A 16,378-nucleotide genomic window follows, 5' to 3' on the forward strand; every position below is an offset into this window, starting at 1 on the left:
TCCTACTTCCGCATGACGGCGGGTTCGTGCCGGCGCAGCAGCTTCGCGACGACGTATCCGAACAGCGCCGACAGCACCACCAGCATCCCCATGTTGAGCAGCCACACGCCCGCGGAGTGTCCGAACAGGGGGTCGGAGGTCAGTTCCCCGGGGACGATGTCGCCCAGGCCGATGGTTCCGGCCATCGCGCCCAGCGCCCACCGCGAGGGGACCAGCCACGCCAGTTGCTCGATCCCGACGACACCATTCAGCTTCAGCAGCGCGCCGCAGAAGACGACTTGGACGATGGCGAGGAGCACCAGCAACGGCATGGTGACCTCCTCCTTGCGCACCATGGCCGACACCAGGAGTCCCAGCATCATCGCCGTGAACGCCAGCATCGCGACGGCCACCGTGATCTCCACCAGTGGCGGCATGAGCACCCCTTCGCCGCCGGGCGCGCCGAGGTCGACGCCGACCAGGGCGACCAGTGTCAGGACGACGGCCTGGAGGATCGTGATGGTGCCCAGCACGACGATCTTGGACATCAGGTACGCCGATCTGGACAGGCCGACCGCACGCTCCCGCTGGTAGATCACCCGTTCCTTGACCAGTTCGCGCACCGCGTTCGCCGCTCCGGTCAGGACGCCGCCGACGCACAGGATGAGCAGGGCGTTCATCGCCGTCTCCTGGGTCAGCCGCGACCCGGCCAGCGCGCGGGCCATCGCGCCCATGACGAACGGCAGAGCGATCATGATAGCCAGGAAGGTCCGGTCGGCGCTCAGCGCGGCCGTGTACCGCCGCACCAGCGTCCGCAGCTGCGCACTGCGGCTCCGGGTCCGGGGCGGCGGCCCGACGACCGCCGGCGCCGATTCGGCCCGCGGCAGAAGCGGCTGCGCGGTGGCGTTGGTGACGTATCGCCGGTGGAAGGGGGAGTCCCGGTACTGGCCCGCCCAGTCGCGCTCGCGGTCGTTCTCGAACGCCTCGAACGCCTCCGGCCACTGCTCGAAGCCGAAGAAGGCGAGCGCGTCCTCCGGCGGCCCGTAGTACGCGATCTTCCCGCCGGGAGCCAGCATCAGCAGCCGGTCGCACACGTCGAGGCTGAGCACGCTGTGCGTGACGACGATGACCGTACGGCCGTCGTCGGCGAGGCCCCGCAGCATGTGCATCACCGAGCGGTCCATGCCGGGGTCCAGCCCCGAGGTCGGCTCGTCGAGGAAGAGGAGTGACGGTTTCGTCATCAGCTCCAGGGCCACGCTGACCCGCTTGCGCTGGCCGCCGGACAGGCTGTGGATCGGCTGGGAGGCCCGCTGTTCGAGCCCGAGTTCGCGGATGACCTCGGTCACCCGCGCCTGCCGCTCCTTCTTCGCAGTGTCCTCCGGGAAGCGCAGCTCGGCGGCGTACCCGAGGGCCCGCTTCACCGTTAGCTGCGAGTGCAGGATGTCGTCCTGCGGAACGAGACCGATGCGCTGGCGCAACTCGGCGTAGTCCCGGTAGAGGTCGCGGCCGTCGTACAGGACCGTCCCCCGGTCGGCGGGCCGCAGCCCGGTCAGCGCGTTGAGGAGGGTCGACTTGCCCGCGCCGCTCGGCCCGACGACGGCCAGCAGGCACTTCTGGCCGACGGGGAAGGTGACGTGGTCGAGGAGTGTCTTGCGGCCCTTGTCCACCGAGACCGCGAGGTCCTGTACGTCGAGCGAGACCTCACCGGTGTCGACGAACTCCTGGAGTGTGTCGCCGACGAGGCAGAACGCGGAGTGTCCGATGCCGACGATGTCGCCGGGGGAGACCTGGGCCACGGAGACGGGCTGGCCGTTGAGGTAGGTGCCGTTGTGACTGCCGAGGTCGGCGATCTCGTACGTGCCGTCGGGACGCGCCCGCAGTTCGGCGTGCCGGCGCGAGACGATCAGGTCGTCCACGACCAGGTCGTTGTCGGCGGCGCGGCCGATGCGCACGGTACGGGCCGGCAGCGGCCGTACGGTGGTCGGCTGCCGGAAGGTGCCCGTCGCGGCAGGCATCGACACGCGGGAGGGGCGTTCCGGCGCGGACGGTGGTCGCCCGTGGCCGAGGAGGACCGCGCGCGGCCCGTCCGCCGGGCTGCCGAAGCGGATGACGCTGCCGGGGCCGACGTCCCACTCGTGGATCCGTCTGCCTTCGGCGAACGTGCCGTTGGTGCTGTGCTCGTCCTCGAGGGTCCAGTGGTCGGACTCGGGCCGGAGCACCGCGTGATGCCATGACACGCGTGCGTCGTCGATGACGATGTCGCTCAGTGGGTCGCGCCCGACGTGGTAGTCCCTGCTCGGACTGATCAGCGTCGAGCCCGCCTCAGTTTCGAGGACGAGCTCGGGTGGCGTCGGCGCGACAGGCCGTTCACCCATGTCCCGATTCTAGCTTTCGGACCCCGTTTCCGCCGCTCGGAGAAGGCGCTCGCAGGCGCCGGCGGGACGGGTGCGCAGGCCCGTACCCATGGACACGCGCGGACATGGCCGGGCCCCGGTCGCGCCGCGACCGGGGCCCTTACGGCGTGCGGTCCGGTGGTGTCAGGCCCTCGCGCCGACGTCCGTGTTCCGGCGGCCGCGTGAACGGGACGCGCCGGGGCTGCCGCTGTTCATGGCCGCCATGGCCACGGCGAGCAGCAGGGCCACGCAGCCGACGATCACGTTGCTGACGACGCTGCGCGTGGTGTCGACGTTGCCCGACACGACCCACGGGGAGACGATCGTCCACGCGCCGATGGCGGCGGCGGCCCATGCCATGGAGTGGGTCCGCTCGTACGCCGAGCCGAACCCGCCCATGCACATGGCGTAGGCAACACCGGTGATCAGGTTGCACACGGCCAGGGTGGTGAGGCCGTTGAACCCGACGATCCAGGGCGACGCCGCGAGGTACAGACCCGTGAGCAGGGCAAGCGTCTCGATCGCCTGAGCGCGCGGCGTGGCCGTCGCCCGCTCGAACCGGGAACGCATCTCGGCGACGTCCGGGTGCTGCTCAATGCTTGTGTGAGTGGTCATGACAGGCTGCCTCCACTAAGAGAGCCTTTATCTGCCCTTTACGTCCTAATTAACGCCCATCCATCCCCTTTGGTCAACGGGCTGGCGGGCCGGAAAAGGGCCCTGGCTACGCTGGGCCCGTGTTCACCTCCCAGGGCCCCACCTTCCGCGAGCTGACCGTGCAGGCGCTGTCGTCCATCGAGCGCGGCTACGACCTGCTGGCCCCGAAGTTCGACCACACCCCCTTCCGCACCCCCGACCGCTTCCTGGACGCCGTCGCCGCGGCCCTGGAGCCCCTCGGCCCGTTCGACGCGGGCCTCGACGTCTGCTGCGGCACCGGCGCGGGCGCGCGCGTACTGCGCCCGCTGTGCCGCCGGAGGGTCACCGGGGTGGACTTCAGCGCGGGCATGCTGGCCGCCGCCCGCCGGGCGTGCGGCGAGGGCGGGGAGCCGGCGGTGGAGTGGGTGCGGGCCGACGCCCGCGCACTGCCGTTCAGCCGCGAGTTCGACCTGGCGGTGAGCTTCGGGGCGTTCGGGCACTTCCTGCCGGCCGAGCGGCCCGCGCTGTTCGCGGGCGTCCACCGGGCACTGCGGCCCGGTGGACTCTTCGCCTTCCCCGTCGGCGCGCCACCGCGCATCGGGTCGCCGCTGTACTGGGCACTGCTCGGCTTCGACTCCGTCATGCGCGTGCGCAACGCGCTGTGGCGGCCGAGGTTCGTCATGTACTACCGGACGTTTCCGCTGCGGGGGGTGCTGGACGACCTGGCCGGGGCCGGGTTCGAGGTGCGGTCGCAGCCCCTGGAGGAGCTCGGCCGGCGTGCCGACGGGAGCCCCGGGTGGCGGCTGGTGGTGGCCCGCAAGGCGTGACCGGGCCGGTGCGGGGGTCTCAGTACCCCTTGGGCGGCCGGTCCGGGTCGGCCTGCTGGACCCGCTCCGTGAAGTTGGACCCGGACTCGTTGACGCCGTACCTGGCGCGGACGTAGTTGATCGTGGCGCACATGCAGGCGACCACGTCGTACGGCGTGGTCGCGGTGCCCTCCTGGTGGTAGCGCGCGAACGTCGGCGGGATGCACTGCGTCGCGCCGCGCGAGCAGTTCTGGGGGTGGCCGTCCGCCACGACGGGGCCGTGGGCGTTGGAGTCCTGGGTGTTCACCCGCCAGCGCGGGTGGTTGGACGCGGACTCGCGCAGCGCGATGGTGGCGAGCGCGGGCACGCCGAACTCCGGGTCCATGCCGGTCAGTTCGCAGGCGCGCCGCGCGTATGCGCGCATGGCGGCCTCGCCGGATTCGTCGTCGGGATCCTGGTAGGTGACCTCACTCAGGTCCATGGGTGTCCCCTCTTGCCGCCGTTCGCGGCGGACGTTCTCTCCTGACCGGTTTCCTACCCATGTCGCTGATGACCTAGGCGGCCCGTTCCGGCAGGAAGTCCCTCAGTTTCTCCCGCCGTTGTGGAGTGGCTTTCCGTAAGTGACGTGTCACACCAGGGAATCTGCACATCGAATGCGCAGGCGGCACACGGTCTACAAATAGTCACACCTGTGCTGACCTGCGGATATGCACGTCTGCGCGGGAATGTCCCAATCGGTCGCGCGTTGTTTCAAGGCTGCTTCGCATTCAGCTCGGGCGATCCGGTGAAGAACCTGTCACCAAGTCATGGACGGCCGTGCACGTCACGGTAATTCCACGCAGAGATGTGACCGGACGGGCAATGTCCCGACTGGCTGCCCAACGCGCTTACGTGCTTTGATCCTTCACACCGAGACCTGCCCGTCAGGGCGGTCCCGGTTATTTCGAAATATTCACCGCGAAGGGAAACTCGCATCATGAACTTCTCCCAGGTTGCGACCCAGGAAATCTCCGACAACGACCTGGACAACGTGTCCGGCGGCCTCCTCGGCGGCGTGGTCGGCAACGCCACCGGCGTCCTGAACTCCGTCGTCCCCGTCTCGGGCACCGTCGGCTCCGCCCTCGGCACCGTCGAGGGCGTCACCGGCCTCAACACGGGCGCGGTCACGGGCATCGCCACCGCCACGGTCGCCGGCGTCTGATCCGCCCGCGCCGCCGAGCGGCGCGGTCACCCAGCGGTGACTACGGCCCGTCGGCGTCCCCTCCCTGCCGACCGGCCGGGCCGTACCGCCCCGGACCCGCCCAGGTTCCGGGGCGTACGGCCGCCTCGAATTCCCGGCGGCCGATGTGCCGCCGGATCATTGCAGTCGGCCCATTGCGGTTGAGGGAAGAGTGTCGTGCAGTTTCGCCAACAGGCGCTTTCCAAGCTGCAATCGCCCGAAGACATCGATCTGCCGGTGCGATTCGCCAGGCCCCAGGGCCGGCTTGTTCTGACCGTCACGGTCGTCGTCATGATCGCCTCGGCCGTCTGGGCCGTGAAAGGCACCGTGTCCGCCACGGTCGCCGCCCCCGGCGTCCTCACGCACGCCCAGGGAAGCTACGTCCTCCAGAGCCCCGTCGCCGGTCAGGTCACCGCCGTCCTCGCGGACGAGGGCGAGCGGGTCCCCGCGAACGCGCCGCTGCTCAAGGTCCGTACCGCCCGGGGCGACACCGTCGTCCGCACCATCGCGGCCGGCCGGGTGACGACGCTCGTCGCCGCGATCGGTTCCGTGGTGACCACCGGAGCGGACGTGGCGGCGGTGGAACGCGTGCGGCACGCCCGTGACCCCCTCATGGCCATGCTGTACGTACCGGCCGAACGCGGCTCCACCGTGCCCGTCGGCGCGGCGGTCGACCTCACGGTCCAGTCCGTCGCGACCCAGCGGTACGGCGTACTGCGCGGCCGGGTCCAAGCGGTCGGCAGGACCGCCCAGACCCGCCAGCGCATCACCGCCTTCCTCGGCAGCGGCCAGCTCGGTGAGGAGTTCTCCCGGCAGGGCCCGCCCGTCTCCGTGCTCGTACGGCTGGAGCGCTCGGCCGACTCCCGCTCCGGCTACGCCTGGTCGACCTCGCAAGGGCCCCCGTACGCCGTCGAGTCCATGACCCTCGCCACCGGCGCCGTCCACCTCGCCGCGCAGCGTCCGATCGATTGGCTGCTCCCGTGACCCCGCCCCAGCCGTCCGCCGCGCCGCCCCAGCCGCAACTGCCGTCCGCGGGCCGCCGCAGGCACCGCCCGGAGCCGTCCGCCGGCGGGCGCCGCCGCGCCCGGCCCGTCCAGGTCAAGAAGCGCGGGGCCGTCCGCACGCCCACCGTCCTCCAGATGGAGGCGGTGGAGTGCGGCGCCGCCGCGCTGGCCATGGTGCTCGCCCACCACGGCCGCCACGTGCCGCTCGAAGAGCTCCGCATCGCCTGCGGCGTGTCCCGCGACGGCTCCCGGGCCAGCAACCTGCTGAAGGCCGCCCGCGGTTACGGCCTCCAGGCCAAGGGCATGCAGATGGAGTCGGCCGCCCTGGCCGAGGTGCAGCCGCCCGCCATCCTCTTCTGGGAGTTCAACCACTACGTCGTCTACGACGGCATGGGGCGCAGGTTCGGCCGCCGGGGCGTGCACGTCAACGACCCCGACAAGGGACGCCGTTTCGTCCCCTCCGAGGACTTCGACACCAGCTTCACCGGGGTCGTCCTCGTCTTCGAGCCCGGCGAGTCCTTCCGGCGCGGCGGCCGCAGACCCGGCGTGCTGAGCGCCGTCCCCGCCCGCCTGCGCGGAACGACGGGCACCCTGCTCGCCGCGCTGCTCGCCAGCCTGCTCCTGGTCGCCGTCGGTGCCGCGGTGCCCGCGCTGAGCCGTACGTACATCGACATGTTCCTGATCGGCGAGCAGACGTCGATGCTGGGGCCGCTGTTCGCCTCGATGGCGGCCATGGTGGCGCTGACCGCCGTACTCACGGGCCTGCAACAGGCGAACCTGCTGCGCGGACGCATCATCTCCTCCACGCTCAGCAGCGCCCGCTTCCTGCGGCACCTGCTGCGGCTGCCCGTCACCTTCTTCGCGCAGCGCAGCCCCGCCGACCTCGTCCAGCGCCTCCAGTCCAACGACGCGGTCGCCGAGACGCTGGCCCGCGACCTCGCCGCCGCGGGGGTGGACGGGGTGGTGGTGATCCTCTACGCCCTCCTGATGTGGACGTACGACCCCCAGCTGACGCTCGTCGGCGTCGTGGTGGCGCTGCTCAACGTCGTCGCCATGCGCGTCGTGATCCGGCTGCGGGCCACCCACACCCAGAAGCTGCGGGCGGACAGCGCACGGCTGACCAACACGTCGTACACCGGGCTCCAGCTGATCGAGACGATGAAGGCCACCGGCGGCGAGAACGGCTTCTTCCGCCGCTGGGCGGGACAGCACGCCACCACGCTGGACGTGCAGCAGCGCCTCGGCGTGCCGAGCGCGTTCCTCGCCGTCGTCGCGCCCACGCTCGCGACCCTCAACAGCGCGCTGATCCTGTGGATCGGCGGTCTGCGGGCCGTCGAGGGCCACATCTCCATCGGTCTGCTCGTCGCCTTCCAGGCGCTGGTGGCCCGCTTCACCGCGCCCATCAGCCGGCTCAACGGCGTGGCGGGCCGCATCCAGGACTTCGCCGCCGACGTCGCCCGGCTGAAGGACGTCGAGAGCTTCCCCGTCGACGTGCTGTACTCGCGCCGCGAGCCGGACGGCAGCACCCGCAGGCTCACCGGGCACGTGACCCTCGACGACATCACCTTCGGCTACAGCCCCCTGGACGCACCGCTGCTCACCGGCTTCTCGCTGGCGGTCGGTCCCGGGCAGCAGGTCGCCCTCGTCGGCGGGTCGGGCAGCGGCAAGTCGACCGTCTCCCGGCTGATCTCGGGGCTCTACACCCCGTGGGAGGGGACGATCCGCATCGACGGACAGCGGCTGGAGGACATCCCCCGCGGCGCGCTGGCCGCCTCCGTGTCCTTCGTCGACCAGGACGTCTTCCTCTTCGAGGGCACGGTCCGCGACAACGTGGCGCTGTGGGACCCCTCGATCCCCGACGAGGCCGTCGTCGCGGCCCTCCGGGACGCCGCGCTGTACGACGTGATCGCACGGCGCCCCGACGGCATCCACAGCCGCGTCGAGCAGGACGGCCGCAACTTCTCCGGCGGCCAGCGCCAGCGCCTCGAAATCGCCCGGGCGCTGGTCAGGCGGCCCAGCATCCTCGTACTCGACGAGGTGACGAGCGCGCTGGACGCCGAGACCGAGCGGATCATCATCGACAACCTGCGGCGGCGCGGCTGCGCCTGCGTCGTGATCGCCCACCGGCTGAGCACGGTGCGCGACAGCGACGAGATCGTCGTACTCGACCACGGCACGGTCGTCGAGCGCGGCCGCCACGAAGAGCTGGTCGCGGCCGGCGGGGCGTACGCCGCGCTCGTCAGGGAGCACTGACATGGCGTCCGTACACCCGGGCGCCGTCGAGGGCGCTCCCCCCGGACCCGACGCGGTGACCTGGGCGCTGGGCGGTCTCGGCGCGCCCGTCGACTGCTCCGGACTGCGCAGCCTCTCCCTGGAGGGGCCCCAGGTGCTGTGGCTCGTCGTGGGCGGAGCGCTCGACCTCTTCGCGGTCGACGCCGTCCAGCAGGGCCACTGGCACTTCCTCGGCCGCCTCGAAGCCGGGGCGCTGCTGCTCGGTCCCGTGGACGGCCCCCAGCACACCCTGATCGGCCGGCCGTCGCAGGACTGCCTGCTGCGGCGGATCCCGCTGCGGGAGCTCTGGCGGCAGCCCGGACACGCCGAGGGCCACGGCGACGCCCACGCGGTGTACGAGAGCCCTCTGGACCACGCCTTCGCGCTCGGAGTCGGACGCGGCCTCGGCGTGCTCTTCCAGGCCCCGCTCGACGGCCGCCCGGACAGCGACGGGGCGGTCGGCGACGACGACGTCCTGTGGATGCCGGTGTCGCCCGGCAGCGTGCAGTACGGCGCCTCCTACGGCCACGAGGCCGCGGGCGACCTGCTGATCGAGACCGCGATGTGGCAGCAGCTGGTCAACCAGCAGCACCGGCTGCTGTCGGCCGTCGACCACTGGATCGAGGAGCTGGAGCGCGCCCACGAGGACCGCACCGCGGCCGGTATCAAGGCCGGCGCGGCCGTGCGCGAGCGGGCCGACCAGGCCCTGGTCGCCTCCATCGGCCGCCCCGACCGGTCCGGGCGCGGTACGACGGAGACCGACCGCTCGGGCGACGACGCCACGTTCGCCGTCTGCCGCCGGGTCGCGGAGGCCGCGGGCATCACCCTCACCGAGCCGCCCAGGGGCGGCGCCGTCAACGACCGCGTCACCCCCGTCGAACGCATCGCGCTGCACTCCCGCGTCCGCACCCGCGACGTCCGGCTCGACGGACGCTGGTGGCGGACGGACTTCGGCCCGCTGGTCGGCCGCCGCGCCAAGTCCGGTGCGCCCGTCGCGCTGGTGTGGCGGCGCGGACGGTACGAGGCGCTCAACCCGGCATCGGGCCTGCGCATCCGCGTCGGCAAGGACAACGCGGACGACTTCGAGCCGCGCGCGGTCATGTTCTACCGCCCCCTGCCCGACCGCCCGGCGACCCCGTGGGGGCTGCTGCGCTTCAGCCTCCGGGACACCCGGTTCGACCTGCGCAACCTGCTGCTGAGCGGCCTGGTGACGGTCGGCCTCGGCGGCCTGGTGCCGATCGCGACCGGCCAGGTGCTCGGCGTGTACGTACCGAACGCCGAGAGCGGGCTCATCGCGCAGGTCTCACTCGCCGTCATGATCACCAGCATCGTCACGGCGTCGTTCATGCTGCTCCAGAACCTCACCATCCTGCGCATGGAGGGCCGCATCGAGGCGACCCTCCAGCCCGCCGTCTGGGACCGCCTGCTGAGGCTGCCCACGAGGTTCTTCACCGAACGCTCCACCGGCGAGCTGGCGAGCGCCGCGATGGGCATCAGCGCCATCCGCCGGGTGCTCTCGGGGCTCGGCCCGGTGGCCGTGCAGGCGAGCACGGTGGGCGCGATGAACGTCGTGCTGCTGTTCTGGTTCAGCGTGCCGCTGGCGCTCGCGGCGGTCGCCATGCTGGTGGTCATCGGCGCGGTGTTCCTCGCGATGGGCCTGTGGCAGGTGCGCTGGCAGCGGCGGCTGGTCGAGCTCGGCAACAAGCTGAACAACCAGGCGTTCCAGACCCTGCGGGGACTGCCCAAGCTGCGGGTCGCCGCCGCCGAGAGCTTCGCGTACGCCGCCTGGGCCCGGGAGTTCGCCCGCTCGCGCGAACTGCAGCAGCGCGCGGGCCGCGTCAAGAACCTCACCACGGTCCTCGACGCCGTCTACCTCCCGCTCTGCTCGCTGAGCATGTTCATGCTGCTGGCGGGGCCGGCCCGGGGCAGCATGTCGGCCGGCGCGTTCCTGACCTTCAGCACGGCCGTCACCATGCTGCTCACCTCGGTCACCCAGCTGACCGGCGCGCTCATCTCGGTGGCCGCCGTCCTGCCCATGTTCGAGCAGATCAAGCCGGTCCTCGACGAGGCTCCCGAGGTGCGGGGCGCGAGCGCGCAGCCCGGCGTCCTGTCCGGCGCCGTAGAGGCCAAGAAGCTTTCCTTCCGCTACACCGACGACGGGCCGCTGGTGCTCGACGACGTGTCGCTCGACGTACGGCCCGGCGAGTTCGTGGCGATCGTCGGCCCCAGCGGCTGCGGCAAGTCGACCCTGCTGCGGCTCCTCATCGGCTTCGACAAGCCCGTGTCGGGCAGTGTGCTCTACGACGGCCAGGACCTGGCGGCACTCGACCGGGCCGCCGTACGCCGCCAGTGCGGCGTCGTCCTCCAGAACGCGCAGCCGCTCACCGGGTCGATCCTGGAGTGCATCAGCGGCGCGGAGGTCTTCTCCCAGGAGGAGGTGTGGGAGGCCGCCGAGATGGCCGGCCTGGCGGAGGACATCAGGCGGATGCCGATGGGGCTGCACACGATGATCTCGGGCGGCGGCGCGATCTCGGGCGGCCAGCGCCAGCGCCTGATGATCGCTCAGGCGCTGGTGCGGCGTCCGCGCATCCTCTTCTTCGACGAGGCCACCAGCGCACTGGACAACGAGACGCAGCGCATCGTCATGGAGAGCACCCGCCGGCTGAGCGCCGGCCGCCTGGTGATCGCCCACCGGCTGTCCACCGTCATGGACGCCGACCGGGTGCTCGTCATGGACGACGGCCGGATCGTCGAACAGGGGCCGCCCGCCCGGCTGCTGGCCGACCCGGGCGGCCGGCTGCACGAACTGGTGCGGCGCCAACTGGCGTGAAGTGGTGCGGGCGCCGGCCAGGACCCGTCCCGCGCCCGCACGGTACGAAGCCGCGCGGGGCGGCCGTCAGCCCAGCGCCTTGAGCATCTCGCGTGCCAGGGGACCGGACGACGCCGGATTCTGTCCGGTGTACAGGTTCCGGTCCACGACGGTGTACGGCGCCCACGGCTCGCCCTCGCGGTAGTCCGCGCCGAGCTGTACGAGCCGGTCCTGGAGCAGCCACCGGGCCTTCCCGGCGAAGCCGGCCCCGGCCTCCTCCGCGTTGCTGAACCCGGTCAGCCGGTAGCCCGCGAACGGTGAGCCGCCCGGGGCGTTCTCCGTGGCCAGCAGGGCCGCGGGCGCGTGGCACACGATGCCCAGCGGCTTGCCCGAGGCCAGCGTGCCGGTCAGCACCGCGGCCGACTCCTCGCTGACCGACAGGTCCTCCATCGGGCCGTGGCCGCCCGGGTAGAACACGGCGTCGTAGTCGGCCGCGTCCACCTCCTCCAGCTTCAACGGCCGCTGCAGTTCCTCGAAGGAGGCGATGGCCCGCACCACGCGGTCGGCGCCCTCGGGGCCGCCGTTCACCTCCGGGGCCAGGCTGGCCCGGTCCACCGTGGGCACGACGCCGCCCGGCGTCGCCACGAGGACCTCGTGCCCGGCGCCGGTGAACACCTCATGGGGGGCGACGACCTCCTCGGCCCAGAAACCGGTCGGGTGGCGGGTGCCGTCGGCCAGCGTCCAGTGATCGGCGCCGGTCACCACGAAGAGGATCTTCGACATGAAGCACTCCCTTGTCAGTCGGTCTCGTCCGTCAGTCGGTGTCGTCCGTCGGTCCGTCTCGCCCGCCGGGCGTCTGCTCAGTCGATCCGGAGTTCACCCATCGCGCTCCACCCGTCGGCGCCCTCGACGGTCGTGCTGACGATGTCGGGCGTGCGGCGGACCAGGGGGCGCATCGTGTCCAACGCGGCCTTGAAGTGGGCCGAGCCGACGTGCGCCTCGGCGGCGTCGTCCTGGAACGCCTCGACCAGTACGTACGTGTCCGGTTCGTCGAGGCTGCGCGACCATTCGAACCACAGGTTGCCCGGCTCGGCCCTCGTGGCCTCCGTGAAGGCCGCGACGTGCTGCGGCCACGCGTCGACGTACTCGGGCTTCACCGGAAACTTAACAACAATGAAGATCATTCGGGCATTCTATGTCGCACTCGTTCAAGCTACGCCAGTCGCTCCTTCCGGCCGGAGCGTGACACGAGGCAGCCGCACGACCCCCGGCCGTGAAAACGCCTGGAGCGGGGATAGCGCGCATAGCGGGCATAGTGACGCGTCGACGTATCGAGTGTGCGCATCGGCGTCTTATTTGAGACACTGATGTCTCAGGCGAGACCGTGCGGTGTCGCCGCGCCCGCTCGCTAGGACCAGAAACAGGAAACCCATGCACCCCGCCCCCGCCCGGCAAGACACCCGGGCTCAGCTCGATCCCCGGCGCTGGGCCGTCCTCACGATCCTCTCCGGCAGCCTGCTGCTGATCGCGATGGACACCACGATCCTCAACGTCGCCTTCCCCTCCCTCGTCGCCGATCTGCGGCCGAGTTCCGTGCAGCAGTTGTGGATCATCGACGTGTACGCGCTCGCGCTCTCCGGTGTGCTGGTCACCGCCGGTGCGCTCGGCGACCGCTGGGGGCGCAAGCGCATGCTGCTCCTCGGCTTCGGCGTCTTCGCGCTGGCGTCGCTGATCGCCGTGTTCGCCACCGCGCCGTGGCAGGTCATCGCCGCCCGCGCGCTGCTCGGCGTCGGCGGCGCGGCCATCATGCCGTCGACCCTGTCGATCCTGCGGCACGTCTTCACCGACGCCCGCGAGCGCGCTCTCGCGTACGCGGTGTGGGCGGCGGTCTTCGGCGGCGGCATGGCGCTCGGCCCGGTGGTGGGCGGTCTGCTGGTGGAGAGGAACGGCTGGCAGTCGGCGTTCCTGCTCAACATCCCGGTCGCGCTGGGCGTCATCGCCTTCGGCCTGTGGCTGCTGCCCGAATCGCGCCGGCCGAGGGACGGGCGCTGGGACTGGTGGGGTGTCGGGCAGTCGGTCGTCGGCATGCTCGCCCTCGCGGGAGGCGTCAAGCAGCTCGGGAAGGGCGGCCCCGCCGACCCGGTGGCCTGGGCGCTGCTGGTCCTCGCCGCGGTCGCGCTGACCGTGTTCGTACGCCGGCAACTGAGGCTCGAACAGCCCCTGTTGCAGGTACGGCTGTTCGCGAGCCGGTCGTTCAGCATCGCCGCCGCGGCGATCTTCCTCGGGATGATCGCGCTCGGGTCGGCGCTGTTCCTGATCACGCAGTGGTTCCAGTACGGCGAGGGCTACACCCCGCTGGAGGCCGGCGTCCGGCTGCTCCCCGCGCCCCTCGGCCTGGTCGTCACCTCACTGGTGACGCCCGCGCTGATGCATCGGCTCCCGATCCGCCACGTACTGGGCGGCGGTCTGCTGATGATGACCGCCGGTCTCGCACTGCCCTGGACGTTCCAGCGGGCCGGCGTGCTCGACTACCCGTCCGTCGCGTTCGCCCTGGCGGTGCTCGGCTGCGGTGTCGGCATCGCCACCACGGTCGCCTCGGTCACCCTGATGGCAGCCGCCCCCGCCCGCGACGTCAGCGGCGCCGCGGCCATCGAGGAGACCTGCTACGAACTGGGCGCGGCGATGGGCGTCGCCATCCTGGGCAGCGTGGCCTCCGCGCTGTACCGGGCGCATTTGCCCGCGCTCGGCCTCGACAGCGCGTCGACGGCGGCCGTGCGCGACTCCGTGGGCGAGGCCGCGCACCTGGCCGCCCGTACCGGCGGCCCGGAGGGCGCCGCACTGCTCGACAAGGTCGCCACGGCCTTCACCGCGGGCATGACGCCGACCTTCCTGCTCGCCGCGGCGCTGCCCGTCGCGGCGGCGGCGCTCGCCTGGGCGAAGATCCCCAAGGACCTCCGCCCGACGGAGAACGCGCACTGACGCCTGCCCCCGGGACGGCGCCCCCTACCCGTAGTACTGGAGAGCTACGCGCGAGGTGCGCTCCCGGGCGGGACGCCGACCACGAGGTGTGATCCATACCTTCCCTACCGGAAGCCCGAATGGGACCCGGTACGGAAAGGACCACCCTCCATGGCGTCCCGCCCTCACCCCGGCCGCTCGCGCCGCACCCTGCTCGCCGCGCTGGTCATCGCCGCGGTCGCCGTCCCGGTGTCGGGCGCGGCCCGCCCGTCCGCCGTCCCGGCGCCCGCGCCGTCCGCCCCGGCCCCGCTGCGGGCCGCCACCCCGGCGGACCTGGCCCAGCGGTACGCCGCCAACCGGGACGGCATCCGGGCCGCCGAACGCGCGGCCGCCGGCCACGGCGACCGGAGGCGGGCCGCCGCACTGCGCGCCATGGCGGGCCCGGAGCGCCACGTCCTCGCCTTCGACGGCCGCGACGGCGGCCGCGCCGCCGAAGTGTTCGGCGACCTGTCCGGGGCCGAGCGGATCGCCGTCCTCGTGCCGGGGTCGGACACCAGCCTCGACCGGTACGGACGCCTCCGGGCCGGCGCGACGGCGCTCCATCGCGCACTGGGCGGCCGTTCCGCCGTCGTGGCCTGGCTCGGCTACCGGACGCCGGGCACGGTGAGCCCGGAGGTGCTGACGCCGGGCCGCGCGGACGACGCCGCCCCCGCGCTGCGCCGGTTCGCGGCCCAACTGCGCGCGGCCAGACCCGAAGCCCGCACCTCCCTGCTGTGCCACTCGTACGGTTCCGTGGTCTGCGGCCGGGCCGCGGCCGGGCTCGACGTCGCGAACCTTGTGCTGTACGGCAGCCCCGGGGCCGGCGCCGACGACGTCGCCGCTCTGCGCACGCGCGCCGCCGTCTGGGCCGGCCGCGGCGCCGGTGACTGGATCGCCCACGTACCGCACGCACGGTTGCGCCTTCCCTTCGCCACTGTCGGGCTGGGGGCCGATCCGGTCTCGCCGGCGTTCGGCGCCCGGGTGTTCCCGGCGGGCGACGGCGGCCACAGCGACTATCTGCGGCCCGGCTCCGTGTCCCTGGCGAACATCGCCCGGATCGTCCGGGGCGGGACGCCTTCCCGGGAGGGCCGTCATGCGTGAACTCGCCCGGCGGATCGACACGGCGACTCCGCCCGGCCGCGACCGGGCCGTCGACGCGCTGCGGGCCCTGGCGATCCTCGGCGTCGTGCTCGGCCACTGGCTGGTGACGGCCCTTGTCTCCGACACCGGCGCCGTACGGGCCGCGAGCCCGCTGCGGTCCATGCCCCAGTTCACCCCGGTCTCCTGGCTGTTCCAGACCCTGGCCGTCTTCTTCTTGGTCGGCGGGCTGGTGGGGGCACGCGGTTACGCCGCCGCCCGAGCCAGGGGCGTGACGTACGGGCAGTGGCTCGCCGCCCGGACGGTCCGGCTGAGCCGGCCGGTCGCCGCCGTGCTGGTGGTATGGGCCCTGGCGGCGGGCCTGATGCTCGCGGCGGGGGCGAGCCCCGAGACCGTGCGCGCGCTGCTGAAACTGGTGCTGTCGCCGCTCTGGTTCCTGCTGGTCTTCGCCGCCCTGACGGCGGCGACCCCCCTGGCGGCCAGGCTGCATCCGCTGTGGCCGCTCGCCGTCGTACTCCACGTCGACCTGGTCCGCTTCGGGCTCGGCGGGCCCGCCTGGACCGGCTGGGCCAACGTGGCGGCGGGCTGGCTGGTCCCGTACTGCCTGGGAGCCGCATGGGCCCGCGGCGGTCCGCCGGGCCACGCGACGGGCTGGGCCCTGCTGACCGGCGGCACCGCCGCCACGGCCCTCCTGGTCCTGTACGGCGGCTACCCGGCGTCCATGGTCGGAGTGCCGGGCGCCGGCGTCTCCAACCTCGCCCCGCCGACCCTCGCCGCCGTCACGTTCGGCCTCGCCCAGTGCGGCGCGGCGGCGCTGCTGCTCGGACCGCTGCGCCGGGTACTGCGGCGGCCCGCCGCCTGGGCGGCGGTGGCGCTGGTCAACCTCTCCGCGATGACCGTCTTCCTCTGGCACCAGACCGCGATGATGGCGGTCACAGCCGTGGGACTGCTCGCCGACGGGCCCCTGACCGGCCTGCACACCGTGCCCGACGGCGCCGGGTGGGTGTTCGCCCGGCTGGCGTGGCTGCCGGTGTTCGCCGCGGCGCTCGCGGTGTGCCGGGCGGCGTTCCACTCGTACGAACAGCCCCGCGTGCGCGAGGTGTTGGAGAACAGCAGGGTGGTGCGCGAAGGGCGTCCCGCCCGTGAGCCGGAGGTACGGCGTGCTTAGG

Annotated in this window: 13 protein-coding genes; 8 read left to right on the top strand and 5 right to left on the bottom strand. The window is 72.5% G+C overall.

Going from position 1 to position 16,378, the window contains the following annotated elements:
- Positions 1–2: 2 nt before the first annotated feature.
- A complete protein-coding gene (locus ACWGH0_RS14060) occupies positions 3–2,354 on the bottom strand; it encodes an FHA domain-containing protein (protein WP_453404410.1) in 2,352 nt (783 codons plus the stop codon).
- A 162-nt stretch (positions 2,355–2,516) separates the two neighbouring features.
- On the bottom strand, positions 2,517–2,987 hold the full coding sequence (locus ACWGH0_RS14065) for an SPW repeat protein (RefSeq protein ID WP_453404411.1): 471 nt from the start codon (positions 2,985–2,987) through the stop codon (positions 2,517–2,519).
- Between the two features lie 119 nt (positions 2,988–3,106).
- On the opposite strand from ACWGH0_RS14065, the gene ACWGH0_RS14070 reads away from it, so the two are divergent.
- Positions 3,107–3,832: a class I SAM-dependent methyltransferase gene (locus ACWGH0_RS14070; RefSeq protein WP_453404412.1), complete on the top strand. Its 726-nt coding sequence runs from the start codon at positions 3,107–3,109 to the stop codon at positions 3,830–3,832.
- A gap of 19 nt (positions 3,833–3,851) precedes the next feature.
- On the opposite strand, the gene ACWGH0_RS14075 is transcribed toward ACWGH0_RS14070, so the two are convergent.
- Positions 3,852–4,292 carry a hypothetical protein gene (locus ACWGH0_RS14075; RefSeq protein ID WP_453404413.1) on the bottom strand — a complete coding sequence of 147 codons (441 nt, stop codon included), beginning with the start codon at positions 4,290–4,292 and terminating at the stop codon, positions 3,852–3,854.
- A gap of 495 nt (positions 4,293–4,787) precedes the next feature.
- On the opposite strand from ACWGH0_RS14075, the gene ACWGH0_RS14080 reads away from it, so the two are divergent.
- The 4 genes from ACWGH0_RS14080 (at position 4,788) to ACWGH0_RS14095 (ending at position 11,135) form a co-directional block, all read left to right on the top strand.
- The gene (locus tag ACWGH0_RS14080) at positions 4,788–5,012 is read left to right on the top strand and encodes a type A2 lantipeptide (protein ID WP_138895529.1); all 225 of its coding nucleotides are present in this window, start codon (positions 4,788–4,790) and stop codon (positions 5,010–5,012) included.
- A 195-nt stretch (positions 5,013–5,207) separates the two neighbouring features.
- On the top strand, positions 5,208–6,014 hold the full coding sequence (locus tag ACWGH0_RS14085; RefSeq protein ID WP_453404414.1) for an HlyD family efflux transporter periplasmic adaptor subunit: 807 nt from the start codon (positions 5,208–5,210) through the stop codon (positions 6,012–6,014).
- Positions 6,011–8,287, top strand: coding sequence for an NHLP family bacteriocin export ABC transporter peptidase/permease/ATPase subunit (locus ACWGH0_RS14090; protein ID WP_453404415.1), 2,277 nt, complete (start codon positions 6,011–6,013; stop codon positions 8,285–8,287). The genes ACWGH0_RS14085 and ACWGH0_RS14090 overlap by 4 nt, the downstream gene beginning before the upstream one ends.
- Position 8,288: 1 nt before the next feature.
- The gene (locus tag ACWGH0_RS14095; RefSeq protein ID WP_453404416.1) at positions 8,289–11,135 is read left to right on the top strand and encodes an NHLP bacteriocin export ABC transporter permease/ATPase subunit; all 2,847 of its coding nucleotides are present in this window, start codon (positions 8,289–8,291) and stop codon (positions 11,133–11,135) included.
- Positions 11,136–11,201: 66 nt separating this feature from the next.
- Here the strand turns inward: ACWGH0_RS14095 and ACWGH0_RS14100 are convergent, their stop codons facing one another.
- Both ACWGH0_RS14100 and ACWGH0_RS14105 read right to left on the bottom strand, forming a co-directional pair.
- Entirely contained in the window at positions 11,202–11,897 is a 696-nt protein-coding gene (locus ACWGH0_RS14100) for a type 1 glutamine amidotransferase domain-containing protein (RefSeq protein ID WP_453404417.1), read from the bottom strand.
- A 77-nt stretch (positions 11,898–11,974) separates the two neighbouring features.
- Positions 11,975–12,298: a putative quinol monooxygenase gene (locus tag ACWGH0_RS14105; RefSeq protein ID WP_453404418.1), complete on the bottom strand. Its 324-nt coding sequence runs from the start codon at positions 12,296–12,298 to the stop codon at positions 11,975–11,977.
- 247 nt (positions 12,299–12,545) lie between these two features.
- Between ACWGH0_RS14105 and ACWGH0_RS14110 the strand changes: the two genes are divergently transcribed.
- From ACWGH0_RS14110 to ACWGH0_RS14120, 3 genes are all read left to right on the top strand, one after another.
- Complete coding sequence (locus tag ACWGH0_RS14110) at positions 12,546–14,093, top strand: MFS transporter (RefSeq protein WP_453404419.1); 1,548 nt, start codon at positions 12,546–12,548, stop codon at positions 14,091–14,093.
- 150 nt (positions 14,094–14,243) lie between these two features.
- The gene (locus ACWGH0_RS14115) at positions 14,244–15,212 is read left to right on the top strand and encodes an alpha/beta hydrolase (RefSeq protein WP_453404420.1); all 969 of its coding nucleotides are present in this window, start codon (positions 14,244–14,246) and stop codon (positions 15,210–15,212) included.
- Positions 15,205–16,377, top strand: a complete 1,173-nt coding sequence (locus ACWGH0_RS14120) for an acyltransferase family protein (protein ID WP_453404421.1) — start codon at positions 15,205–15,207, stop codon at positions 16,375–16,377. The genes ACWGH0_RS14115 and ACWGH0_RS14120 overlap by 8 nt, the downstream gene beginning before the upstream one ends.
- Position 16,378: the final 1 nt, after the last annotated feature.

This window comes from Streptomyces sp. NPDC054887 (assembly GCF_053610585.1).